Source organism: Serratia sp. K1WW1 (genome assembly GCF_055790865.1).
On sequence record NZ_CM147697.1, the window covers coordinates 4,174,111 to 4,197,835 of the forward strand.

The following is a 23,725-nucleotide window of genomic DNA, read 5'->3' on the forward strand; positions in this document are numbered from 1 at the left end:
ATGGCATACCTTTCGTCACTTAACACATTTCTCAGCATGAAAATGCCATCATTTTTTCTTATCCCCGCCAGACAAAAAGCCAATTTATCTTGTCGCCAGGTACAGAGCATAATGCCTTGGTACTCTGATTTATCATCATAAAAGGGAGCTCTATGTCACTTGCACCCCCACCGCTGGCAACGCTAAGCGTCTCCGATGCCAGCACTGAGGATATGGCCGCCATTCAACAGATTTATGCCCATCATGTGCTTTACGGGCCCGCCTCGTTCGAAGAAACGCCCCCGACGCTGGATGAGATGCAACAGCGCCGCCAAAACGTCTTGGCTGCGGGGTTGCCATGGCTGGTGGCGAAGATGGAAGACCGCGTCGTGGGCTATTGCTATGCCACGCCGTATCGGCCGCGACCCGCTTATCGTTATACCATCGAGAATTCGGTCTATGTCGCCGAAGGCCTGCAAGGGCACGGTATTGGCAAGGCATTACTCGGCGCATTGATTGCCCGCTGTGAACACGGCCCGTGGCGGCAGATGCTGGCAACGATTGGCGATGCTGCTGGCAATGCTGGCTCCCTTGCCCTGCACCGCAAACTGGGCTTCACCAGTATCGGCACCCTAAGCGGCGTCGGGTTTAAATTTGGCGGTTGGCTGGATACCCACATCATGCAACGGCCACTGAATGGCGGCAGCCATACGCTGCCTTAGGCCCTTTCCGGGCAAGCTGCTGATTTTCATCTATAGTTAATCTTGTCGTGGCTTAGCGATCTCAGCGTGCATTCACGCATTCACTAAACATAAACAGTCGGGAGAGACGGATGAAAATTTTTCTGTGGATTATTGCGATTATCTTTATTGTTGGCCTACTGACCATTACCGGTGTGTTCAAACTGATCTTCTAGTTCTCACCGCCATTGGGCGCATCAATGCGCCCAATGGCGGATAAAGAGTTGATTGAGATGGTCTGCCGTATCCTCTTTGCATCAAGCCTTAAAACGAGCCCGCACCGAACTCACCCCAGAGACCACCAGCATCACAACGCCACCGGCGATCAAGCCGAACACTGCATTCAGCAGCGTTGGGGTCAAGCCCCCCAAGATCGCACCTACGCCAGGTACCACCGCAGAATAACTCGCCCAGTCGGTGAACAGGTGATGCACCGGCGGTAAGCCGTGGGTCAAAATCCCTCCCCCCACCATAAACATGGCCAGGGTTCCCACCACCGACAGGGTTTTCATCAGATAAGGTGCCGCACTGACGATACCGCGCCCTAACGATTGTGCTAACGCGCTACTCTTACGGGCCAGGTAGAACCCCAGATCGTCCAGCTTGACGATGCCTGCCACGATGCCGTACACCCCAACCGTCATCACAATGGCGATGCCACACAGCACAATCACCTGCTGGCTAAAAGTGGCTCCGGCTACGGTACCCAGCGTGATGGCAATAATCTCGGCGGAGAGTACAAAGTCGGTACGAATGGCGCCTTTGATTTTGCGCTGTTCATAGACCGCAACGTCCTCACTGGCATCCAGTTCCGCTTTCTCTTCTGCCTCTGCGCCCTTGCGGTGCGTCAGGCTGTGGTAAACCTTTTCAAACCCTTCATAGCAGAGGTAAGCCCCACCGACCATCAGCAGCGGCGTAATCGCCCAGGGGGCGAAAGCGCTGATCAGCAATGCCAGCGGTACCAGGATCGCCTTGTTGATAAACGAGCCTTTGGCCACCTTCCACACCACGGGGATTTCGCGATCGGCCTTAACACCACTGACCTGTTGGGCATTGAGCGCCAGATCGTCTCCCAGCACCCCGGCGGTCTTTTTGGCCGCCATTTTCGTCATCAGTGAAACATCATCCAGTAACGAAGCGATGTCATCGATCAGAGTTAATAAGCTACTGCCTGCCAAAATGCACTTTCCTTATCAAAGGGTGGGATAGCCATACCGGTTTAGCATAGCGGGTTGCAAACATGAAGAGGGAAAATCTTAATGATTTTACTGTAGGTGCGGGCTTAAGTCGTGAATTTTACACAATGGGAAAATGATAGCCTGCCGCGACAGGCGGCAGGCTAATAAGTCACGTTTTATTCCGTGTCGTTCTTCGCCAGGGCGGCATCTTTCTGGCGGCGATAATCCCGCGCCGCCGCTGGGATCGGCGTTACTTTGCCGGTTTCAATCCAGGTACGCAGGCGGCTAGCATCCGCGAAATGGGTATATTTGCCAAAAGCGTCTAACACCACCAGCGAAACGGAGCGGTTGCCGATCACGGTACGCATCGCCAGGCAGTGTCCGGCCTGATTGGTAAAACCGGTTTTGGTCAGCTGGATATTCCATTTCTGGTTGTAGACCAGATGGTTGGTATTGCGAAACGGCAACGTATAGTTGGGATCCTTGAAGGTCGCCATCCGTTCGGTAGTGGTGCTCAACTGGCCGATCAGTGGGTACTGCTTGGTCGCCAACATCAGTTTGGTCAGGTCACGCGCGGTAGATACGTTATGAATCGATAGCCCGGTCGGTTCAACGTAACGGGTATTAGTCATGCCTAGCGCTTTCGCCTTGGCATTCATCGCCTTGATAAAGGCGTTATAGCCCCCTGGATAATGATGCGCCAAGCTGGCCGCGGCACGGTTTTCCGACGACATCAGCGCCAACAGCAGCATATCCTTGCGGCTGATTTCGCTGTTCAACCGCACCCGGGAGTAGACCCCTTTCATTTCTGGCGTCTGGCTGATATCGACCGACAGCATTTCGTCCAGCGGCAGGCGGGCATCCAGCGTCACCATCGCCGTCATCAGCTTGGTGATCGAGGCGATAGGCACCACTTCATCGGGGTTACGTGAATAGATCACCCGATGCGTTTGCATATCCAGCACCATGGCACTGCCAGAAGCCAACTCAGGCTGGGAGGCCTGCACTGCGGCGGTTTTATTGCTGGCTAATGCACTCGGCACCAGTCCAGTACCGGCTTGCAACGCGAGCAGGGTTAGAACCAAAACACGGATTTTCACATGTATTACTCTGTAACGGAGGAGAGAACCGACTGCGTTGAATTATAAGTGAGGGGTATAGAATTGCACTGTGATTGTGAGTAGCTATTTGTGACAAAATCTATCGGCGCAAAATTTATGCAACCCGCGAGCGTACTGGGTTGTACGCCCGCGAGGTAAAAGTTACAGCGCTGGCTGCCAGGCAGATTGTGGCAACAGGTACAATCCGGCAGCATGCTGCTCACCGGCACCGACAATATGTCCGATCCCGGCGGCCATCACGGCCAGGGTCACATCGAAGGCATTCAGGCTGTCGCCGTAGCCTGCCGTCAGGTTGAACATCGACCCGTTGGCCAGCAGATACAGCGTTTTGTCTGCCAGTTGGTAAGCGTTCACAAATGGCATTGGCTCGCTGTGTGGCAGGGCCTGCAGGAAACCGACGTCGATCTCTTCCGCCACATGCCCAACGTTGAGGATAAACACCCCATCCTTGGCCCGTTCCAGATGCCGTGCAGACAGCACGTTTTTGGCTCCGGTGGCCGTGGCAATCACGTCGGCCTGCTCTACGGCAGTGGCTAAATCGACTACCGCCCAACCATCGTAGCGCGCTTGCAAAGCACGGGCCGGATCGATTTCCGCCACGATAACTTGCCCGCCATAAGCCTTGGCAGAAGCGGCTACGCCCTGGCCTACCAGCCCATAACCAATCACCACCACACATTTTTCATGCAGCGTCAGATGAGTGGTCTGGAAGAAGGTGTGCCAGGCGGTCAGCCCAACCATGTGGCGATTATGCAGCCCTTCTTTGACCGGCAGGTCATCCCAGTTAAAGATCGGGTAACGCGGTGCAATGCCCCCCAAGCGGCTGATGCCTGAACCGGTCGCTTCCAGCCCAGCCTTGATCTGCGGGCCATTGGCAGATTGATGCAGGCGAGTGGTCAGATCGGCTCCCATCTCACACAGGTGAGTCGGCCCCCAGGCCAGCGCGCGGTCGAAAGATTCAGACCAGTCGGCATCGCTCATATCACGCCAGGCGTGCGCTTGGGCACCGTGACGTTCCAGCCAGGCCACTACGTCATCCTGTACCGTGGTCGGGTTACAGGTGGTGAGATAAATGGCAGCTCCCTTATCCAACAGCCCGGCTACCAGCGGGGCCATTTTCAGATCCAGGTGCATGTTACACGCCAGGCGCACGCCGTGCAGATCCGGTAAAGCCGCTACTGCCGCGCGGGTACGCGGCATATGGCGCATGGCCCACTTCAACTCACTGTCAAAATCCTGATACATCGGTTACTCCTCTACTACGCCACGCCGCCAGGGCATGGCAGAATGATTAATCTGCATCGCATGGCGGCTATTATCACTTATCTCGCAGCAAAAAACCGAGGTGACTATCATGACAGCAGCATGAGTGATGGTTTTTCCGATCTATCAGGGGGGAGGAACCGCCGAACGGATTGTTCAGCGGTACAGGCCGCGATGGCGCAACTCACGGCCCGATATCAATGATAAGACTAGAACAGGTAACGCACGCCTAAAGCAAACTCACTGGAAACTAGGCGTGCTTTCATTTGCTCATCTTTTAACCCACGGGCATTGGTAAAGTTATTGTAACCACTTTCAATCTTGCCCATATCCACGTAGCGGTAGCCCAAATCAAGATTGAGCCGCTCCATGGCCGCATAGCTGATCCCTGCGCCAATGGAGTAAGCCAGATTATTTTGTGTGCTTGCCGCGTATTGGCGCGAGGTATTGCCCTGCCAGCCGTCGGATTTCACTTTGGCGATACCCAGGCCAACCGTGCCATAAACCGAGAAGTCATACCCTAGCGCGTAGTCACGATAGGCATTGAGCATCAGGCGCTGAGCGTCCACTTTGTGGTGATTGTAGCTGCTGGCAAAAGTGGTTGAGCCGCTGGTGTATTCGCTTTTCTTTTTGAACACATACTCAGCTTCACTGCGCCAGCCATTGCCGAATTGATAGCCTGCGGCGATAGCCCCGTTATAGAAATTATGTTTTTCGTCACCGCTGACAAAATCACCCACGCCTGGGCGGCTGCTGGTATCCATATCTTCTGCAGATTGTCTGGCGTGCAATAGTTTTATCGCCCCATAGTATCCCTCTAAATAATCATCGGCTAAAACATTACCGGAAACAACGGAGAGGGAAACCAGCAGTACCAGAGGTTTAATATTCATGCGATCCTCGCTTGAAAGGTTATTTATGATGAACAATGAAGGTTCAGCTAAAATAACCAGTGCGCAGCGGTGTCGCAATTCGGTTGAATACCTAAAACCCTAGGTATTTTTACTTAACTCTTGTTACAGAAAACAGCTCACCATAGACTTTCATTAACTTCACCGACGAGTTAATCGCCAGTTTGGCAAATAAATTGGCGCGATGGGCCTCTACCGTGCGCGGCGAAAGCTCCAGCTCCTGAGCAATTTCCTTGCTGGATTTCCCTTGCATAATCAGCCCGGTGACTTCCAGTTCCCGCGCTGACAGCGCATTGAGCCTCTCTTGCAACTCGGCGGTTGCTTGCCGCTGTTGTTGCAACGTTCGCTGATGATCCAATGCCCCAGCGACAGTTTCGATCAACAGATCGGCATCAATGGGCTTGGTCAGGAATTCAAAAGCCCCGTTTTTGAAGGCCCGCCGGCATAAATCAATATTCCCGTGGCCGGTCATGATGATAACGGGGATATCCAGCCCCTGTTGTTGCCACTCTTCCAGTAGCGTGATGCCGCTTTTACCCGGCATGCGAATATCCAGCAGCAAACAGCCGCACAGCGCCTGCGGTTCCCCCATCCGCTGTTGAAAATCCAGACTATTTTCATAAGCCAGCGTTTGCCAGCCCATGGTTGCCAATAGTGAAGTTAGCGAACTACGGATAGCCCGATCGTCATCAATCAGATAAATAAACTGTTCCATCACTCCTCCTGAGTGTTAAACGGAAACCACAGGGTAAAACGCGCTCCCTGACCGGCCATATTTTCCACCGTAATAGTGCCGTTCAGGCGCTGAACCAGAGTTTCTGTCAGCGCCATGCCCAGCCCCAATCCCTCTTGGCGAGTCGTGAAGAAGGGAATAAAGACCTGTTGTAATGCTGGTTCAGAAAGCCCTGGCCCACCATCGGTAATCATCAGTTGGATCCCTTGATCCGAGTATTCAGCATCGATTGCCACCCAACCTGGTTCCGGCTGATTGGGCTGTTGTGCCTGAATCGCGTTGGTCACTATGTTATGGAAGATTTGTTCAACCCAGAGAGGATCGGCTCGTAGAGTGGGTAACGCATCGGGCATCCGGTTAACGATCCTGACTTTGCCCTTGTTGATTTCATCTTCCAGCAGCATAGTGACGCGCAACCAGACCTTATGCAGGTCGACCTCGTGCAATACTACCTGCTCATGAGCCAACTTTTGCCGAAATTGCAGCAGCAAGGTGCTGATGCGTTTGATTTGTATCACTGCCGCATCAAGCAACGGCACGGCTTTATCCTGCTGCTGTTGGTCTAACAGGCGCAGAGCGGCCTGGTTATAACTTAACACCGCAGTTAGCGGCTGGTTGAGCTCGTGAACCATACTGGCCGTGATTTCCCCCATGGCGTTGAGCCGCGTCAATTGCGAGAAGTGTTCACGCAAAACGGCAATATTGCGTTGGCGTTTTTGAATACGGTATTGGTCGATAAAATAGACGACACCAGCCCAAAAAACCGGCAGCAGCAATAACAGCAACCAAGGCAAACGCGCCCAATCAGGGTCGTTTCGGGCGGATAATTCAAAAGGCTGAGAGGCACTACTGATCCCCTTGTCCCATTGCCAATACGCTGGTTGAGCATGATCCCCCTGCTCAAATAACGGTTTGTTGTGCCAACTCAGGCCGATCTGCTGGAAATCATGACGCTGGGGAATGTCAGCAAATAACAGCGCAGGATCGATCAACAGCGCAAAATGTTGGTGTGCCAGCCAGTAAGTTCCCTCTCCCGTTGGCGTCAAGGTCGGGATTGACTGTGCCTGTGGCATGCGTTTCCATGCCACAATCTGCGGGAATTTTTGCTGGACGATGGCAGGATCGCTGGACACCGACAGTAAGGAAAGCACCGTCTCAAGTTGGGATAATTTAACCGTAACCTCACGATATAAAATACGATAGGTGACTGATTGCTCTTCATATTGCTGTTGCAAAGCATAAATTATCACCCCGCTCCCTGAAAACAGAGATAGAACCAACCAGAGAGCAACCTTGAGCATAATATCTCCATGTCATTGGCAGACGAGTTTATTAATAACGGATTAAACACTATGCGAATGCAAGAATCTATTATTAACATCGGGCTATTTCAATTTACCTCCCGCTGCGGGGACAGGGTGTTATAATCCTATTTCATCGCAATGAAGGAACAACAATGACGGATTTAGCCCACTACATTACCCAATATGGCTACTGGGCACTGCTGATTGGCTGCCTGCTCGAAGGGGAAACCATCACCCTGCTGGGAGGAATTGCGGCACACAACGGATTGCTGCGCCTGCCGTTGGTGATTGCGGTGGTCGCTATTGGCGGCGCCTTGGGCGATCAGCTGCTCTATTTTGCCGGGCGCCATTTTGGTGGCCGGGTGCTTGCCCGTATCGAGAGCCAACAAGCCCGTATTGAACGCGCCCAAAAGCTGATTGCCAGCCACCCGATTTTATTTGTGATTGGCGTACGTTTTATGTACGGGTTCCGGCTTATCGGCCCGGTGCTGATCGGTGCCAGCAAGCTGCCCCCCTCGCGCTTTATCCCGCTGAATATTCTGGGGGCTATCCTGTGGGCCACGCTATTTGTACTGCTCGGCTATTTTGGTGGCCAGGCCATCAGCAGTTTTGTCAGCGGTAGTGACAAAAAGCTGTATAGCCTGCTGTTCTGCGTGGTGGTGATCGCCGCTATTCTGCTGCTTCGCTACTGGTGGCGGCGGCGTCACGCACAATAAGACTATTTGTTTAGCATCAGCTTCAGGCCCAGTAAGGCCAGCACGCTGCCGCCCAGGCGATCGAACCAGGCCTTGAAACGCAGGTAGACGCGGCGCGGGCGCGGTGATGACAGCACAAACGCCACAAAGGCATACCACAGCAGATCGACGGCCAGAGCAATCAACGGCAACACGATATACAGCACCATGGGGATCTTATGGCTAAGCAACGCCGCAAACACGCTGCCGAAGACGATAGCGGTGTTCGGGTTGCCCAGCTGGGTTAGCAGCCCGGTGGTGAACGCCCGGCGAAAGCCTAGCTGCTGGCCGCCAACCGCTTCGATCATCAATGGCTGATTGGCTCCGCGCAGCATTTTGAACGCCAGATAGATCAGATAGGCCCCCCCCAGCATTTTCAGCGTGGTATACAGCCAAGGCAGCGCCAACAGCAGCGATTGCAGGCCCAACAAGGCGATTAGTGCGAAGATAAAACAGCCGATCCCCATCCCCAATGCCACCGCCATCCCATCGCGCCGTGACGAAGCCACCGCCGTTCGCGCCACCAGAATAAAGCTTTGCCCTGGGCTCATGGCGCCAAGCGTAATAGCCCCGGTAATGCTGAGTACCGATAATAGCGTTTCGTTGATCATGCTCTTTTCCCTTGCCTGGTTCCGTTATTCAAATTAACGCGCTGGCCAAAATAAAAGCAATAGTAACGTAAGGATACGGGAGAAAACTGCCCCTCACCCCAACCCTCTCCCACAGGGAGAGGGAGCTAGTCCGGTGTTGCCCGTCAGGTACAGAGGTTAATCTGTGGCATGGTTGATGTTGAGGATGAATGCCGTTGTTAATTTGTGGCTCGATCAGTCCCCTTCCCTGTGGGAGAAATACAGAGGTTAATCTATTGCATAGTTGATGTTGAGGGTGAATACCGTTGTTAATTTATGGCTCGATCGGTCCCCTCTCCCTGTGGGAGAGGGTTAGGGTGAGGGGCCCATCATCAACGCCACCAACTCCCTGGCCGCCTTCTGTTGCGGCTGATTCTTCAGCCAAATCAGGTGCACAGGCAGACGCAGTTCATTTTTGGTATTTTTAAATTTCAGCCGGATCAACCGGCCCTGTTCCAGCAATGGCGTAGTTAACGACAGCGGAAAGTTGCCCCACCCCAGCCCGGCTTCCACCATGCTTAACGCCATCGGCAAACTGTCAGTGCGCCAGAAAGATTCCGCTACCTGTGGGCGTTTATCCGCCATAGGCAAATCCCGGCTGGCCACCATGATCTGCCGCACGTTGACCAGTTCCTCCAGAAACAACTCGGCACCGCCAGCACTCAGGGCTGAATGCTGCGCCGCAATGGTTGCCACCAGCGACTCGCTACCCACATAGTGAAACTGTTCCTGGCTGTTAACGTCCAGCCCGCCGAATGCCAGGCACAGGCTGACCCGCTGTTGATGCAGCATATGCAAAACATCATCTTGTGGGGCAGTCAGCACCTCAATATCCAACAACGGGTAGCGTTCCGCCAACGCTTTCACCGCCGCCAATAGACCGCTGCTGTTGATATCAGATGCCACACCGATCGACAGCCTGCTTTCCAGCCCCTGAGAAAGCTCAATGGCGTGGATCTGCAGCTGCTTGAGCTGTTCGGCAATCAAGCGTGCGTGGGGAGCCAGTGTCAATGCCAGCGCGGTGGGCACCGGTTCGCGGTGCGAGCGGTCGAACAGCTGAAAACCCAGCTCCGCCTCCATATTGGCGATCCCCATGCTGACCGCCGAAGGCACGCGCCGCAACGCCCTGGCTGCCGCCGAGAATGAGCCGCGATCCAACACGGCCAAAAACAGTTCGATATTGTCACTGGAAAAATTCATCGCCTCACCTGTCAGTAAAACTGACAGCTCCTGACTTTTTCTATCAATAGCATTGACGTTATCTTACGCATCGGGTTGCCGGACGTCATCAGGCACGAAAAATAAAGCAGGAGAAAAACATGCAAGGCGTGAAACGCAAACTGGTCTATGTGACCGCTTATGAAGTTATCGGTATGGTCATTTCGGCCCTTGGGTTGGCACTACTCTCTGGTACCGCCCCGAGCAGCACCGGGCCGTTGGCGGTGATCATCACCACCATCGCCGTCAGTTGGAACCTGATTTACAACTACTTGTACGAATTCTGGGAAAGCCGCCAGGCATCACGCACCCGCACGCTGAAACGCCGCATTCTGCACGCCGTGGGCTTCCAACTGACGCTGGTGGTTTATCTGATCCCGCTGATCGCCTGGTGGATGGAGATTTCCTTGCTGCAGGCCTTGCTGCTGGATATGGCGCTGATCGTGATTATTCCCTGCTATACCTTTGTATTTAACTGGGCCTTCGACAAAATATTCGGGCTGCCGACCTCCGCCCTGCCTGCCGCCGAATCGGCCTGAGTGACACCCTCTTCCTCTGAACCGCAGTTTTTTTGCCTCAATTCCTTAGAACGGGTAGCATGCCTCGCCGTTATTTAACGGCGCTGGTATCAACCATAAACTGCGGAATGTTGCCATGACCTCATTCCCATGATGCAAACAGACAGGAACAGGACGAATAATGCACTCAGACAAAACGACTGCACATGACAAGCAGGCGGCGAGAAAGCGTTGGTTGGACTCGCACGAGTCCGGTTACCACAAAAGCATGGGTAAACGGCAGATACAGATGATCGCCATTGGCGGCTCAATCGGCACTGGCCTATTCCTTGGCACCGGCGCACGTCTACAGATGGCGGGTCCGGCACTGGCGCTGGTGTATCTGGTATGTGGCGTGTTTTCTTTTTTCATCCTACGCGCCTTGGGCGAGCTGGTATTACACCGCCCATCCAGCGGCAGTTTCGTTTCCTATGCACGCGAATTTCTCGGTGAAAAGGCCTCCTACGTTGCAGGATGGATGTACTTTCTTAATTGGGCGATGACCGGCATTGTCGATATCACCGCCGTAGCGCTGTATATGCATTATTGGGGTACCTTCGCCGAGGTTCCCCAGTGGCTGTTTGCCCTGGGGGCGCTTGGGATTGTGGCTACCATGAATATGATCGGCGTGAAATGGTTCGCCGAAATGGAGTTCTGGTTTGCATTGATCAAGGTCGCCGCCATCTCTCTGTTCCTGGTCGTGGGGGTCATCTTCCTTGGCGTCGGCACACCGGTAGCGGGCAATCCAACCGGTATCCACCTGATCACCGATAACGGTGGCATGTTCCCACACGGTCTGTTGCCTGCTTTGGTGTTGGTACAAGGGGTGATCTTCGCCTTTGCCGGTATCGAACTGATAGGCACCGCCGCTGGCGAGTGTAAAGATCCGGAAAAAATGATGCCAAAAGCGATCAACAGCGTGATCTGGCGTATCGGTTTGTTCTATGTCGGCTCGGTGGTGCTGCTGGTTCTGCTGCTACCCTGGAACGCCTATCAGGCTGGGCAAAGCCCGTTTGTCACCTTCTTTTCCAAGCTTGGCGTACCCTACATCGGTACCATCATGAATATCGTGGTGCTGACCGCCGCCCTTTCCAGCCTGAACTCTGGTCTGTACTCAACAGGCCGTATCCTGCGCTCACTTTCCATGGGTGGTTCAGCACCAAAGCTGATGGCTAAAATGAGCAGCCAGCAGGTACCTTATGCCGGTATTCTGGTGACCTGCGGCATCTATGTAATTGGCGTGGTGCTGAATTATCTGGTGCCATCGCAGGTATTCGAGATCGTGCTGAATATCGCTTCACTGGGCATCATCTGCTCTTGGGCATTTATTATCGTTTGTCAGATGCAACTGCGTAAGGCGATCAAGGCGGGGAAAGCCAAACCGGTGGCGTTTAAAATGCCAGGAGCACCGGTCACCTCGTGGCTGACGCTGTTGTTCCTGTTAGCGGTGGTGATCATGATGGCCTTTGATTATCCGAACGGCACCTGGACTATTGCCACCATCCCAGTGCTGGCCGTGTTACTGCTACTTGGCTGGTTTGGCCTGCGCAAGCGTGCCGCACAGGTGAAGCTGGAACAACAGGCTCATGAGCAACAGATCGGCCAATAAGGGTTAACTTATCGGGTTTACCCAGCACTTCGCTGGGTAAACCTGACGACGACATGTCGTTATTTAGGCAAAACGTGATTTCATCCATTCGCGCAGCCGTTGAATATGCAGATACAGCGCAGGAATAAAGAAGATCCCGACCAGCGTTGCCAGTAACATCCCGCCAAACACGGTAATGCCGATAATTTGGCGGCTCATCGCCCCGGCTCCGGTAGCAAACACCAACGGCATCACCCCGAGAATAAAGGAGATGGCCGTCATCATCACCGCCCGGAAACGTTGCCGGGCACCGTCCTGCGCGGCTTCGCGAATGCTGGCCCCCTCTTCACGCCGCGCCTTGGAGAACTCAACGATCAGGATGGCATTCTTGGCTGCCAGGCCGATCAGTAGAACCAGCCCGATTTGGGCGTAAACGTCGTTGGCGAACCCCATCATACGTAACCCCGCGACCGCCCCTGCCACCGCGAAAATCACCGACAGCATCACCACCAGCGGGATACTCCAGCTTTCATACTGAGCCACCAGGAACAGATAGGCGAACACCAGCGCCGCCAGATAGATCAGCAGGGCTTGGTCACCGGTTTGTTGTTCCTGCCAGGACAGGCCGCTCCAACTGTAGCCGTAACCCTTTGGCAACTGCTCGGCCAATAAAGATTCCATGGTTTTCATCGCCTGCCCGGAGCTAACCCCCTCGGCCGCAGAACCGTTCACCGATACCGACGGAAACTGGTTGAACTGGCTGATAAAAGGCGCGCCGATAGACGGCGTGAGCCGCACCAGATTAGCCAGGCTCACCAGAGCGCCGGTGTCGCTGCGCACGTTCAGGCGATTAATTTGTTCGGTGCGTTGCCGGAAATCCATATCATTTTGCAACTGCACCCGGAACATACGGTTATTGACCGAAAAATCCCCCACGTTCAGGCCGCCAAGCGAAACTTGCAGCGTATTGAAAATCCGGCTGACCGGCACCTGCAACAGTGCAGCCCGTTCACGATCGACCGCTAGATCGATATCCGGCACCACGGCGCTGAAGGTGGTAAATACCCGGCTCAGCTCTGGCCGCTGGTTGGCCGCAAAAATTATCCCCTGGGCCACCTGAGCCATCTGCTGCGGCGTTTGCCCCTCCAGCGCCAGCAGGCGTAAATCAAAACCGGCGGCGTTGCCTAGCCCGGCGATTGCCGGTGGATTAACCACCATGATCATCGCCGAGGGGATTGCCGCCAGCCGGCCCTGAAGATCGGCTAACACCCGATCAACATGTTCGCGTTGGCCCCAGGGTTTGAGCATCACGATGGCGAAGCCCGCATTGGGCGAATTGCCCCCGCTCAGCAGGCTGAAGCCGGTAATTTTAATCACATCTTCCACCGCCGGGTTTTGTATCACCTGCTGATGCATCTGATCCATCACCACCTGGGTACGTTCAAGGGAAGCCCCATCCGGCAGTTGTACGTTGACGAAAAAGTAGCCCTGATCCTCCTCCGGCAGGAAAGAGGTCGGCAGACGGCTATAGCCATACCAGGTGGCCAAGCCAACGACAAAGAGTGCAATCACCGTGGTTAAAGCTCGCTTGCTAGCCAATGCGGTCATGCGAACATAGCCATCACGCATCCGGTTCATACCCCGGTTGAAACCACCAAAAAAGCCGGTTTGCGCCAGCTCACGCCGCCGGATCAGTGTGGCACAAAGCGCCGGGGACAGCGTCAACGCGTTGATGCTCGACAGGATCACCGCCGCCGACAGGGTCACGGCAAACTGACGATACAGCTCACCGGTAATGCCCGGCAGCACCGCAATCGGCACAAACACCGCCATCAGCACTAACGTCGTAGCGACGATCGGCCCGGCAATCTGGCTAATCGCCTTGCGGGTCGCCTCTGCCGGGCTAAGAGCGGGATCTTGGGCCAGCAGACGCTCCACGTTTTCCACCACCACGATGGCGTCGTCTACCACGATAGTCAGCGCCAGAATAATGGCGAACAGGCTCAGGGTGTTGGCGGAATAGCCGAAAACATACAGCACGGCGAAAGTACCGAGCAATGAAACTGGAATGGTGAGCGCCACGATAAAGGTGGCCCGCAGGCTCTGTAAGAACAGATAAACCACCAGCAACACCACCGCCAGGGTTAACGCCAGCGAAATGGCAATCTCGTGCAGCGTTGCCGTTACCGGGCGGGTAGAGTCATATTTGATGTCATAGCTCATATCGCTGGGGAAGGACTGCGACAAGCGTGCCATCTCCTGGCGTACCGCGTTAGCAACATTCAGCGCGTTAGCTCCCGGCGTGGGGTAAACCACCAAAAATGCCGATTCCTGTTGGTTCATCGAAGCATTAACCTGGTAGTTTTGTGCCCCCAACTCGACCCGCGCCACGTCACCCACGCGCACCGTACCGCCATTGGCCCCGCTGCGGATAATCACCCTGGCGAACTCCTGCGGATCGGTTAAACGCCCCTGCCCGCTGATGGTCAAGGTTTGCTGCTGCCGGGAAGGCGAAGGCGCGGAACCGATCTGGCCTGCTGCGGCCTGCACGTTCTGCTGCTGCAACGCCTGCACGATGTCCTGCACGCTGATATTGAGCGACTCCATACGCTGCGGATCGAGCCAGACGCGCATGCTGTAATCCCGGGCACCAAACACCTGCACATCCCCTACACCGCTGATGCGGGCCAAGGCATCGCGCAGTTGGATACTGGTGTAATTGCTCAGAAACAGCGTGTCGCGGCTGCCCTTGGGAGAGAACACGCTAACGCCCAACAGCAGATTCGAGGCCCGCTTACGCACCGAAACCCCGTTGTTATTCACCTCTGCCGGTAGCTGTGCGCTAACCTGTGAAATACGGTTTTGCACCTCCACGGCGGCCATATCCGGATCGGTGCCGCTGGCAAAGGTAATGCTCAGTTGATAACCGCCGTTGTTGGCGCTGGTCGATTCCATGTACAGCATGTTGCTGACGCCGTTGACCTGAGCTTCGATGGGCGATGCCACCGCCTGAGCTACGTCACGGGCGCTGGCTCCAGGATAGAGCGCGCTGACGGAAACGACCGGTGGCGTGATGTCGGGGTACTGTTCCACCGGGATCACCTTGAGAGAAACGATCCCCACCAGGGTGATCACCAGCGCAATCACGATGGCGAATTTTGGCCGCCGGATAAAGAAATGCAGCATCAACGTCCCCTTATGGTTGCGCGTTGGCGCTGGAGAGAATGGCGTTCACCTGCATTCCGGGCCTGACGTGCTGGACACCGGAGATAATCACCCTTTCGCCAGCACTGAGCCCGGCATTCACCTGATAATATTGTTGATGTTGTTTACCCAGCGTCACCGCTCGGACTTCCACAATATTCTCAGGCGTGACCACCAGCACAAAGTGGCCCTGCTGGTTTTGCTGTAGCGCAGCAATTGGCACCAGCGTAACCGTCTGTGGTTGCTCGGCGGTCAGGATCACGTTCACCACGCCCCCGGGCAGCAGCAGATGATTAGGATTGGCAAAACGGGTGCGCAACGTGACGGTGCCAGTGTGGGCATCGATCTGGTTATCTACCGATTCAAAACTGCCCGGCTCCGGGTAGGACTTGCCGTTGGCCAGTTCAAGACGTGCAGAAAACTGCCCTTCGGCGAGCTTACCCTCCCCACGCTGACGCTGATAGGCGGCGGTAATATAGTCGCGTTCATTGATGGAGATCGCCACGCGGATCGGATCGAGCTGAATAATGTTGACCAGTGTGCCACTCGCCGCGTTGACCAGGCTGCCCACATGAAAACGGCTGTGGCCGATGCGCCCGGCTATCGGCGCATAAATACGGGTATAGCTGAGTTGTAACTGCTGCGTATTAAGCAGTGCCCGCGCCTGAGCGACCGCCGCCCTGCTGGTATCACGCTCGGCTGCCGCAGCATCGATATCCGCTCTGCTAACCGCGCGGTTATTGCCCAACTGCTGCAAGCGCGTCAGGTTTACCTGAGCCAGGTTGGCTGTGGCCGTCGCGCTATCCAACTGAGCCTGAGCCTGTGCCACGGCAGAATGGTGTAATGCAGGCTCGATCTCGTACAGTAAATCCCCGGCCTTGACCATCTGCCCTTCGGTAAACGGCCGTTTGGCGATAAACCCTTCGGTACGGGTCTTCACCTCCACGGTTTGTATCGCCTCGATGCGGCCAAGATAGTGCAATGCGCGTTCGGGTTGGCTTTGTTCAATCAGCGCCACGGTCACCGCAGGCAGCGGTGCAGCAACGATCGGTGTGGCTATGGCCAGCAGCCACAGTGCCATAAAACGGGAGAACAGAGATTTTGTCATCGGCAGCAAGATCGCTCATCAATTAATCTAACTTGATGAAAATTATAGTTCACTCATAGCAAGTCAGAATGAACTCTGCTGACGATTTATTGCAAAGACGCAAGCTCGCTAACACCTTGGCCAGAGGGCGCAGCATAGTTTACTGTGCCGTATAACCACCATCAATGCTGTAAAAGGCCCCGGTGGTGAAACTGCTGTCTGTAGAAAGCAAAAAAACCACCGTTTTCGCTACCTCTTCACGCGTAGCCATACGCCCCATCGGATGGGAGGCAGCCATTTTCTCCCGCATCAAAGCTGGTAATTTGGCCATCGAAGGCGTATCGACATAACCAGGCCCGACGGCGTTGATGCGTACCCCCCTTTCGGCAAACTCCAGGGCGGCGGCCCGTGTCAAACCGATAATGCCATGCTTGGCCGCGGTATAAGGCGCAATGCCTGCAATTCCGACCATGCCATTGACGGAAGAGAGATTCACTACCGCGCCACCGCCTGCCGCTGCGATAGCGGGTAATCCGTACTTCATGCCATAGAAGGTGCCACTGAGATCGGTTTCAATCACCGCACGCCAATCTTCAATGGAGTATTCATTCAGCGGCACATCATGCGGCCCGGTAATACCGGCGTTGTTGACCAGCAGATGCAATTGCCCGCCGAGGGCCAGCGTCTGCGCTACCGCACTGCGCACCGATTCAGGATCGCGAGCATCCATAACCAACGGAAATACCGATTTACCTGTCGGATCGATACGTTGCGCCGTTGCTGACAGCCTTGCGTGATTTCTGGCGGTGATCGCTACCTTCGCCCCTCGATCGACCAACTCTTGAGCAATAGCCTCACCAATACCGGTGGAAGCACCGGTCACCAATGCCACTTTACCCGTAAAATCTTGCATAACGCCTCCCGATCGCTTTGAGTTAGGCGTTCAGGCTAAGGCTTGGGCATGACAGTTTCTGGCAGTGGCTATCCTCCAAAAATGCTGAAGCATCACCCCATGGGCAAAAGGATAAAACGAAAAAGCCCTGACAATATTTGCCAGGGCTTTTAGGTTACTGCATATTTAAAATTCAACATTAATCAACTTACTAACTGGGTACTACTTTCGATACTGCTTAAAATGTACTTGTTTATCACAGATAATATTGGGTATTAAAAAGCTAACTACATCCTCCCCTATACTGGCTGATTTACAAATTCCGACTCACCTACCTCATAATAATTAGCCAAGGTAAAGCAAGCTAAACTGGTACATTCCCCCTCGCGATATAAACTATTGACGCATGGCTTTACTTTCATTGCAACAAACTTACAGGATAAAATTAACAAGTTGCAACATTAACACTTGATAAACAGAGCCTTACATCATCGCGTTATGGTACACACCCTGCGATCGTCGGTACTGACTACGTGGCCTTAAAGCATTGTCCTTGAGTCCGAACTGGCTACTCAACGACGACTTCCCCATACAACAGAACTTCGTGGCCTTTATCGCAATATCACTAAACAACTTATTAAAGATAACCTTTCAATCTGTTATTTAGCTAAGCAGCTAACTATCAATTTCCTGCTGCTGGATACTAATCTACGACTTTTTCAAACTATGTCAATACTGTTTTTAACAACATACGTTTATTGGCTAAATCGCTAATTTTAAACGGACTGAAATCGATACGTATTTACCTTTATAATTAATTACAAACGGCTTTCACATGCTTGCAAGCTCGGTGGCTACGCCTATCAGGAAGACGAGTGTAATGCATTGGCACAAGCGGCTTTACGCCTGCGATTTTCAGCACCGCACATATTGCTTCCCCGACTGCCGCAATTCCCGCTAATTTATGCAAAATTTCCCGTATAGCGAGAATTCTGGTGGACATAGCACGCTATCTGCAACACATCGGCTTCACAGGCACACCACAGGCCGATCTGCAAACTCTGCAACAGCTGCATCGCTGCCATATGCTGGCGGTGCCCTTCGAGAATTTGAGCATTATCTATCATCAGGGAATCGATCTTGGCGAGGCCGGGCTGTTCAGCAAAATCGTCGAGCATAATCGCGGGGGGTTTTGCTATGAATTGAATCGGATATTCGCCCTGCTGTTGCAGCAGATCGGCTTTCAGGTAGCGTTTATTTCCGGGGAAATCCATGCCAGAGACGGTTCTTTTGGCCCGCCGTTTGACCATATGGCGCTGGTGGTGACCCTGGATCAGCCGTATCTGGTCGATGTAGGATTTGGCGATTCTTTCCTCGCCCCGCTGAAAATCACCACCACCGAGCAACAACCGCAGGCCAGCGGCACCTTTCATCTTGAGCAAGACGGCGAGTGGTATCATCTGGAGCGCCGCAACGGCGATCGGACCTCCCACGCCAAGACGCTTTATCGCTTTACCCTGCAACCCCGGCAGCCGGAAGAATTTAACGACATGTGCCACTATCACAGCACTTCGCCACAGTCGCACTTTACCCAAAAGCTGGTGTGCTCGCGCCCCACAGAGGATGGCCGCATCACCCTCAGCGAGTTAAAGCTGATCGTGACCCAAGACCATCACCGCAAGGAGTCTACGCTGCATTCGGAGGAAGAACGGTTGGAGGCGCTGCGGCACTATTTCGCCATTGAGCTAAGGAGTTAGCGGCATATCACCCGCGCAATATCCTTGGAGTTGTTTAACGTGCGGATCTCGGTAAACAGCTCCGTGGCTTCCTGATACTCTTTGCGCAGGTAGCTGAGCCACTGTTTGATGCGGGCAACGTGGTATAAACCGGTATCGCCCTGCTTTTCCAGATGCACATACTTTTGCAATAGCTGCACCACCTGCGGCCAAGGCATACGCGGTTCGTTATATTTCACCACCCGGCTCAGGTTGGGGATGTTCAACGCCCCGCGCCCCAGCATTACCGCGTCGCACCCGGTGGCCTGCATACAGGCCTGCGCACTTTGATAGTCCCAGATTTCCCCGTTGGCAATCACTGGGATGGTCAAACGCTGGCGGATCTCACCGATCGCCTGCCAATTGATGCGATCGGCTTTATAACCGTCCTCTTTGGTACGGCCATGAATGGTGATTTCGGTCGCACCCGCTTGCTGCACCGCATCGGCAATTTCAAAGCTGCGGGAATCTGAATCCCAACCCAAGCGCACTTTTACCGTCACCGGCAGATGCGCAGGCACCGCGGCGCGCATCGCTTTGGCACCCTGATAAATCAGTTCGGGATCTTTGAGCAAGGTGGCCCCGCCGCCGCTGCCGTTGACATGTTTGGACGGGCAACCGCAGTTCAGATCGACGCCGTAAGAACCCAGTTCAACCGCCTGAGCGGCGTTTTCCGCCAACCATTCGGGATACTGGCCCAGCAGTTGCACCCGCACCTGGGTGCCGGATGGCGTTCTGCTGGCATGGTGCAGTTCCGGGCATAGCCGGTAGAAGGATTTGGCTGGCAGCCGCTGATCGATCACCCGCAGGAATTCGGTGATGCAGAGATCGTAATCGTTCACCTCGGTGAGCAATTCCCGCACCAGAGAGTCGAGTACCCCCTCCATTGGAGCCAATAATACGCGCATGCCTACCCCTGCAATCAAAGAGGGCGCAATGATACGGGCGAAAGGCGGTGCCAGCAACATGAGATGACCGAATTGGCTAGCAAAAGCGGTAGCATTATTCGCTGGAGAAATTTTTGTAACGGGGAAGGCCTGCACCTAACCGACTGGTTACCATGTCTGCCGAGATATGCAGGTGATACAAGAGATGGCGCCAAGATCGGCACCGGTTCTCAGTCTATATTGAGGCTGCCCCTGCTGAACACTACAACGCAAGGGCCTCCCCCTCTATTCGACAGGCCGATAAGCAATAAAACCGCCATCGGCGTCATACAGCACATCAAAGCCATTTAAAAAATGCACGCCTGTATTGACGAATGGCGTCGGGCGCGTGGTGTTGAGATGGATAGACGTCGGTGTGAGCGGGGTAGCTTCGCCACCCACGGTCAACTCATATTTAGCTGCGATGGCTGCTTTATCGACGCCTGGAAAACTCAAACTCAGAGTGGTACCGGATGAAAGCGTCTTGGCGCCATCAAGCATGGCCGGTGGCAAGGTCAAAAACATCGCGGTCACTCCGGTATCGACTAACGAAATGCCGCAGGCCGCTGGTGTTTTGTGGTTAATCGTGATGCAGACCGAGGCGCTCATCCATTCGTGCTCAACGTTAGGGTTCGGCGCGAGTTTGACGTAGCTGAATTGACGCTGGGTGTTGGCCGAAGTAAGCCCAATATGAACGCCGTTGCGTGTCACGATATAACCATGACGCATAGGCTGTTCGCTGGTTACATTCAGGAAAGGGTTGTTACGCGGAGTGCTTTGACCTTGCCCATCGGATCCCCGACCAAAACCGACTCCCATCATGGCGACCCCTCGGGGCGCATCACCTGGCTCGCACTCACGAGCATCGGGCAGACATTCGATACGCGTTACCGCCAAAACGGGGAGCGGTGCGGTCGTAACGCTGGCACCATTTTCTCCAGCGATGGTCACAGGCACGGTAACCCAGACGCCGAGCATAATCCGGCCCGAGCTGCTATAAATCAGGCGCCCCGGTGTCACGGTGAGTTCATCGAAGTGGGGGATGCGATCTGCTGAAACAACTATGCCGGTTGAGCCGGTATCCATGACGATGGGATGCAGCCCGCCGCTGCCGTCTCCGAAGGCAATCCGCAATTTTGGGATATGGGCCGAGCGGGAGGGGTCAGTCTCGTCAACGTTTGGCAGATACGTGAGATAGGTACCTGCACGATAAGCGCTGTAATCGGGTGCAGTGGACGCCGACGCTGTCGAGCAACACATCGCAACGGTGAGCAAGCTGACCAATGGTAAAAACTTGCAAGTACGTATGATTAGGAAATCTAAGTTGATGTTCAAAATACTTCTCCTAACTGCACTTCGGTAGGGTTAGATACAAAGGTAATCTTGATAGTGGCTGTTACCGCCACCAAGGACTTCCAGGGTGTGTATCTGGAACTTGGGAGTATTGCCCCTTTTTTTATCACTCAACTCGTTAACTTGCGCAGCGTCTCACCGGCAATAAACGCCTGGATATCGGCAATCGCTTCCCGGAAATAGGTGCGGTAGTTATCATCCGCGACATAACCCACATGCGGCGTAGCCAGCACGTTGGGCAAGCGGCGCAATGGGTGATCGGCTGGCAGTGGCTCTACTTCAAACACGTCCAGCCCGGCACCGGCGATCTGCCCGGTTTGCAGCGCCTCAACCAACGCTTGTTGATCGACAATTGCCGCGCGTGAGGTGTTAATCAGGAAAGCGCTGTTTTTCATCTGCGCCAGCGCCTGACGGTCGATCAGCCCACGGCTGCGATCGCTTAACACCAGATGCACCGAAACAAAATCGCTCGCTGACAGTAACGCCTGTTTTGACTCGGCAAGTTGCACACCGAATTCCTGTGCCCTTTCAGCCGTCAGATTTTGGCTCCAGGCCACGACGTTCATGCCAAACGCCTGTGCCACCTTCGCCATCTGGCCGCCGATCTTACCCAGCCCCAGTAAGCCTAACGTTTTGCCATGCAAGGTGATGCCAACATGTTGCTGCCAAGGCCCGTTGGCACGCAATCCTCCGCTTTCAGCCACCAGATGCTTGGCCAAGCCGAGGACGAGCGCCCAGGTCAGTTCCATCGGCGCTTCAGAACCGCTGGCGGTGCCACAAACGGTAACGCCTTGGCGGGTTGCCGCAGTCAGATCGATCGAAGCGTTGCGCATGCCTGAGGTGATCAGCAATTGCAGTTTTGGCAAACGGGCAAGCAATGCGGCGGTGAACGGCGTACGTTCTCGCATAATCACCACGATCTCACAGTCGTTGATGCGGCTCACCAGTTGATCTTCATCGTCAATATGCTCACGCAGGGAGAAGACCTCGACCTGCTCGCCAAGGACGGACCAATCCGCCATCGTCAGCGCTACACCTTGGTAATCATCAAGAATTGCACACTTCAATTTCATCTGGACCTCCGGAAACAGGCGAAAAAAAACCGCCAATCAATGGCGGTTCAGTATAGATCATCAATCGAGGATCACTCAGACGGTTTACGGCTATGCGGACGGCGCGATGGAGCACCTGAACGTGGTTTGCCGTCACCCTGCGGGCGAGCACTGCCGCCGCCGCGATTTTCACGCTGACCGCCGCCATTGCCACTACGCTGGCCGCCACCGTTACCGGTACGCGGAGCGCCGCCGCCGTTGCCACGTGGAGCACCACGGCCACCACCAGCCTGACGGCCATTGATGATCGGTTCGGCTTTGATGCTTGGGTCCGGTTCATAGCCTGGCAGCGCAATGCGTGGAATTTCACGCTTGAGCAGGCGCTCAATATCACGCAGCAGTTTGTGTTCATCCACGCAGACCAACGAGATCGCCTCACCGGTACGTTCGGCACGGCCAGTACGGCCAATGCGGTGAACGTAATCTTCCGGTACGTTTGGCAGCTCGTAGTTCACTACGTGTGGCAACTGATCGATATCCAGGCCGCGCGCAGCGATGTCTGTAGCTACCAGCACACGGATTTTGCCGTCTTTAAAGTCGGCGAGTGCGCGGGTACGTGCGCCCTGGCTTTTGTTGCCGTGGATAGCCGCAGCGGTGATGCCATCTTTATTCAGCTGTTCAGCCAAATGGTTGGCACCGTGCTTGGTACGGTTAAATACCAGCACCTGCTTCCAGTCACCTTCGCCGATCATCTGGGAAAGCAGTTCACGCTTACGCTTCTTATCGACAAAGTGAACGCTCTGTTCAATTTGCTCGGATGCGGTATTGCGGCGGGCCACTTCTACCGAGGCCGGGTTGGTCAGCAGTTTACTGGCCAGCCCTTTGATCTCATCGGAGAAGGTCGCGGAGAACAGCAGGTTCTGACGCTTGGCAGGCAGCTTGGACAGCACGCGGCGGATATCATGGATAAAGCCCATATCCAGCATGCGGTCGGCTTCGTCCAGCACCAGAATTTCAATTTTAGACAGATCAACCGCGTTCTGATGTTCCAGATCCAGCAGGCGACCCGGCGTTGCCACCAGGATGTCGACGCCGCCGCGCAGCTTCATCATCTGCGGGTTGATGCTCACACCACCAAACACCACCAGCGAACGCAGGCGCAGGTGTTTGCTGTAAGCCTCAACGTTTTCACCGATTTGTGCAGCCAGTTCACGGGTTGGCGTCAGGATCAACGCGCGCACCGGGCGACGGCCTTTGATTGGGTGATCGTGTTTGCTCAGCAGCTGTAATAGCGGCAAGGTAAAACCAGCTGTTTTACCGGTGCCGGTCTGGGCGCTGGCCATCAGGTCACGGCCTGCCAATACCACCGGGATTGCCTGGCGTTGAATTGGCGTAGGTTCGCGATAGCCCTGTTCTTCAACAGCGCGCAGAATTTCAGCACTTAAGCCGAGGGTTTCAAATGACATAGTAGAGAAAAACTC

21 protein-coding genes are annotated in these 23,725 nt (G+C 54.6%); 6 read left to right on the forward strand and 15 right to left on the reverse strand.

Annotation, left to right across the window (positions count from 1 at the left end):
• Nucleotides 1-152 precede the first annotated feature (152 nt).
• Nucleotides 153-701: a GNAT family N-acetyltransferase gene (locus ACX9GU_RS18850; RefSeq protein ID WP_473192544.1), complete on the forward strand. Its 549-nt coding sequence runs from the start codon at nucleotides 153-155 to the stop codon at nucleotides 699-701.
• A gap of 110 nt (nucleotides 702-811) precedes the next feature.
• Nucleotides 812-895, forward strand: a complete 84-nt coding sequence (locus tag ACX9GU_RS18855; RefSeq protein WP_023654377.1) for a small membrane protein YohP — start codon at nucleotides 812-814, stop codon at nucleotides 893-895.
• An 81-nt stretch (nucleotides 896-976) separates the two neighbouring features.
• On the opposite strand, the gene ACX9GU_RS18860 is transcribed toward ACX9GU_RS18855, so the two are convergent.
• The 6 genes from ACX9GU_RS18860 to ACX9GU_RS18885 form a co-directional block, all read right to left on the reverse strand.
• Nucleotides 977-1,897 (reverse strand): DUF808 domain-containing protein, encoded by a 921-nt coding sequence (locus tag ACX9GU_RS18860; RefSeq protein WP_473192545.1) that lies wholly within the window; start codon nucleotides 1,895-1,897, stop codon nucleotides 977-979.
• A gap of 176 nt (nucleotides 1,898-2,073) precedes the next feature.
• Nucleotides 2,074-3,003 (reverse strand): D-alanyl-D-alanine endopeptidase, encoded by a 930-nt coding sequence (gene pbpG, locus ACX9GU_RS18865; protein WP_024485772.1) that lies wholly within the window; start codon nucleotides 3,001-3,003, stop codon nucleotides 2,074-2,076.
• A gap of 156 nt (nucleotides 3,004-3,159) precedes the next feature.
• Nucleotides 3,160-4,263, reverse strand: a complete 1,104-nt coding sequence (locus ACX9GU_RS18870; protein WP_024527411.1) for an adenosylhomocysteinase — start codon at nucleotides 4,261-4,263, stop codon at nucleotides 3,160-3,162.
• Nucleotides 4,264-4,490: 227 nt separating this feature from the next.
• The gene (locus ACX9GU_RS18875) at nucleotides 4,491-5,174 is read right to left on the reverse strand and encodes an outer membrane protein (protein ID WP_024485774.1); all 684 of its coding nucleotides are present in this window, start codon (nucleotides 5,172-5,174) and stop codon (nucleotides 4,491-4,493) included.
• Between the two features lie 109 nt (nucleotides 5,175-5,283).
• Nucleotides 5,284-5,907 (reverse strand): response regulator transcription factor, encoded by a 624-nt coding sequence (locus ACX9GU_RS18880; protein ID WP_473192546.1) that lies wholly within the window; start codon nucleotides 5,905-5,907, stop codon nucleotides 5,284-5,286.
• Nucleotides 5,907-7,175: a sensor histidine kinase gene (locus ACX9GU_RS18885; RefSeq protein WP_473192547.1), complete on the reverse strand. Its 1,269-nt coding sequence runs from the start codon at nucleotides 7,173-7,175 to the stop codon at nucleotides 5,907-5,909. The genes ACX9GU_RS18880 and ACX9GU_RS18885 overlap by 1 nt, the downstream gene beginning before the upstream one ends.
• A gap of 206 nt (nucleotides 7,176-7,381) precedes the next feature.
• Here ACX9GU_RS18885 and ACX9GU_RS18890 point away from each other — a divergent pair, with 206 nt between their 5' ends.
• Nucleotides 7,382-7,945: a DedA family protein gene (locus ACX9GU_RS18890; RefSeq protein ID WP_071683197.1), complete on the forward strand. Its 564-nt coding sequence runs from the start codon at nucleotides 7,382-7,384 to the stop codon at nucleotides 7,943-7,945.
• A gap of 2 nt (nucleotides 7,946-7,947) precedes the next feature.
• Here ACX9GU_RS18890 and ACX9GU_RS18895 read toward each other — a convergent pair whose 3' ends face one another.
• Nucleotides 7,948-8,574: a LysE family translocator gene (locus ACX9GU_RS18895; RefSeq protein WP_029710842.1), complete on the reverse strand. Its 627-nt coding sequence runs from the start codon at nucleotides 8,572-8,574 to the stop codon at nucleotides 7,948-7,950.
• Nucleotides 8,575-8,904: 330 nt separating this feature from the next.
• Nucleotides 8,905-9,792, reverse strand: coding sequence for a LysR family transcriptional regulator (locus ACX9GU_RS18900; RefSeq protein WP_473192548.1), 888 nt, complete (start codon nucleotides 9,790-9,792; stop codon nucleotides 8,905-8,907).
• Between the two features lie 119 nt (nucleotides 9,793-9,911).
• Between ACX9GU_RS18900 and ACX9GU_RS18905 the strand changes: the two genes are divergently transcribed.
• Nucleotides 9,912-10,349, forward strand: coding sequence for a PACE efflux transporter (locus tag ACX9GU_RS18905; RefSeq protein ID WP_473192549.1), 438 nt, complete (start codon nucleotides 9,912-9,914; stop codon nucleotides 10,347-10,349).
• 160 nt (nucleotides 10,350-10,509) lie between these two features.
• Complete coding sequence (gene ansP, locus ACX9GU_RS18910) at nucleotides 10,510-11,976, forward strand: L-asparagine permease (protein ID WP_473192550.1); 1,467 nt, start codon at nucleotides 10,510-10,512, stop codon at nucleotides 11,974-11,976.
• A 63-nt stretch (nucleotides 11,977-12,039) separates the two neighbouring features.
• On the opposite strand, the gene ACX9GU_RS18915 is transcribed toward ansP, so the two are convergent.
• The 3 genes from ACX9GU_RS18915 to ACX9GU_RS18925 all read right to left on the reverse strand — a co-directional run bounded on the left by ACX9GU_RS18915 (nucleotide 12,040) and on the right by ACX9GU_RS18925 (nucleotide 17,159).
• Entirely contained in the window at nucleotides 12,040-15,141 is a 3,102-nt protein-coding gene (locus ACX9GU_RS18915; protein ID WP_473192551.1) for an efflux RND transporter permease subunit, read from the reverse strand.
• Nucleotides 15,142-15,151: 10 nt separating this feature from the next.
• On the reverse strand, nucleotides 15,152-16,267 hold the full coding sequence (locus tag ACX9GU_RS18920; protein ID WP_473192552.1) for an efflux RND transporter periplasmic adaptor subunit: 1,116 nt from the start codon (nucleotides 16,265-16,267) through the stop codon (nucleotides 15,152-15,154).
• Between the two features lie 139 nt (nucleotides 16,268-16,406).
• Nucleotides 16,407-17,159 (reverse strand): SDR family NAD(P)-dependent oxidoreductase, encoded by a 753-nt coding sequence (locus ACX9GU_RS18925; RefSeq protein ID WP_473192553.1) that lies wholly within the window; start codon nucleotides 17,157-17,159, stop codon nucleotides 16,407-16,409.
• A gap of 974 nt (nucleotides 17,160-18,133) precedes the next feature.
• Here ACX9GU_RS18925 and ACX9GU_RS18930 point away from each other — a divergent pair.
• Nucleotides 18,134-18,895 (forward strand): arylamine N-acetyltransferase family protein, encoded by a 762-nt coding sequence (locus tag ACX9GU_RS18930; RefSeq protein WP_473192554.1) that lies wholly within the window; start codon nucleotides 18,134-18,136, stop codon nucleotides 18,893-18,895.
• Here ACX9GU_RS18930 and dusC read toward each other — a convergent pair.
• The 4 genes from dusC to rhlE form a co-directional block, all read right to left on the reverse strand.
• Nucleotides 18,892-19,821 carry a tRNA dihydrouridine(16) synthase DusC gene (gene dusC / locus ACX9GU_RS18935; protein WP_021180408.1) on the reverse strand — a complete coding sequence of 310 codons (930 nt, stop codon included), beginning with the start codon at nucleotides 19,819-19,821 and terminating at the stop codon, nucleotides 18,892-18,894. The two genes, ACX9GU_RS18930 and dusC, sit on opposite strands and share 4 nt — an antisense overlap.
• 264 nt (nucleotides 19,822-20,085) lie before the next feature.
• On the reverse strand, nucleotides 20,086-21,174 hold the full coding sequence (locus ACX9GU_RS18940; protein WP_473192555.1) for a hypothetical protein: 1,089 nt from the start codon (nucleotides 21,172-21,174) through the stop codon (nucleotides 20,086-20,088).
• Between the two features lie 128 nt (nucleotides 21,175-21,302).
• Nucleotides 21,303-22,265 (reverse strand): D-2-hydroxyacid dehydrogenase family protein, encoded by a 963-nt coding sequence (locus tag ACX9GU_RS18945; protein WP_473192556.1) that lies wholly within the window; start codon nucleotides 22,263-22,265, stop codon nucleotides 21,303-21,305.
• Between the two features lie 71 nt (nucleotides 22,266-22,336).
• The gene (gene rhlE / locus ACX9GU_RS18950) at nucleotides 22,337-23,710 is read right to left on the reverse strand and encodes an ATP-dependent RNA helicase RhlE (protein ID WP_024483101.1); all 1,374 of its coding nucleotides are present in this window, start codon (nucleotides 23,708-23,710) and stop codon (nucleotides 22,337-22,339) included.
• Nucleotides 23,711-23,725 lie beyond the last annotated feature (15 nt).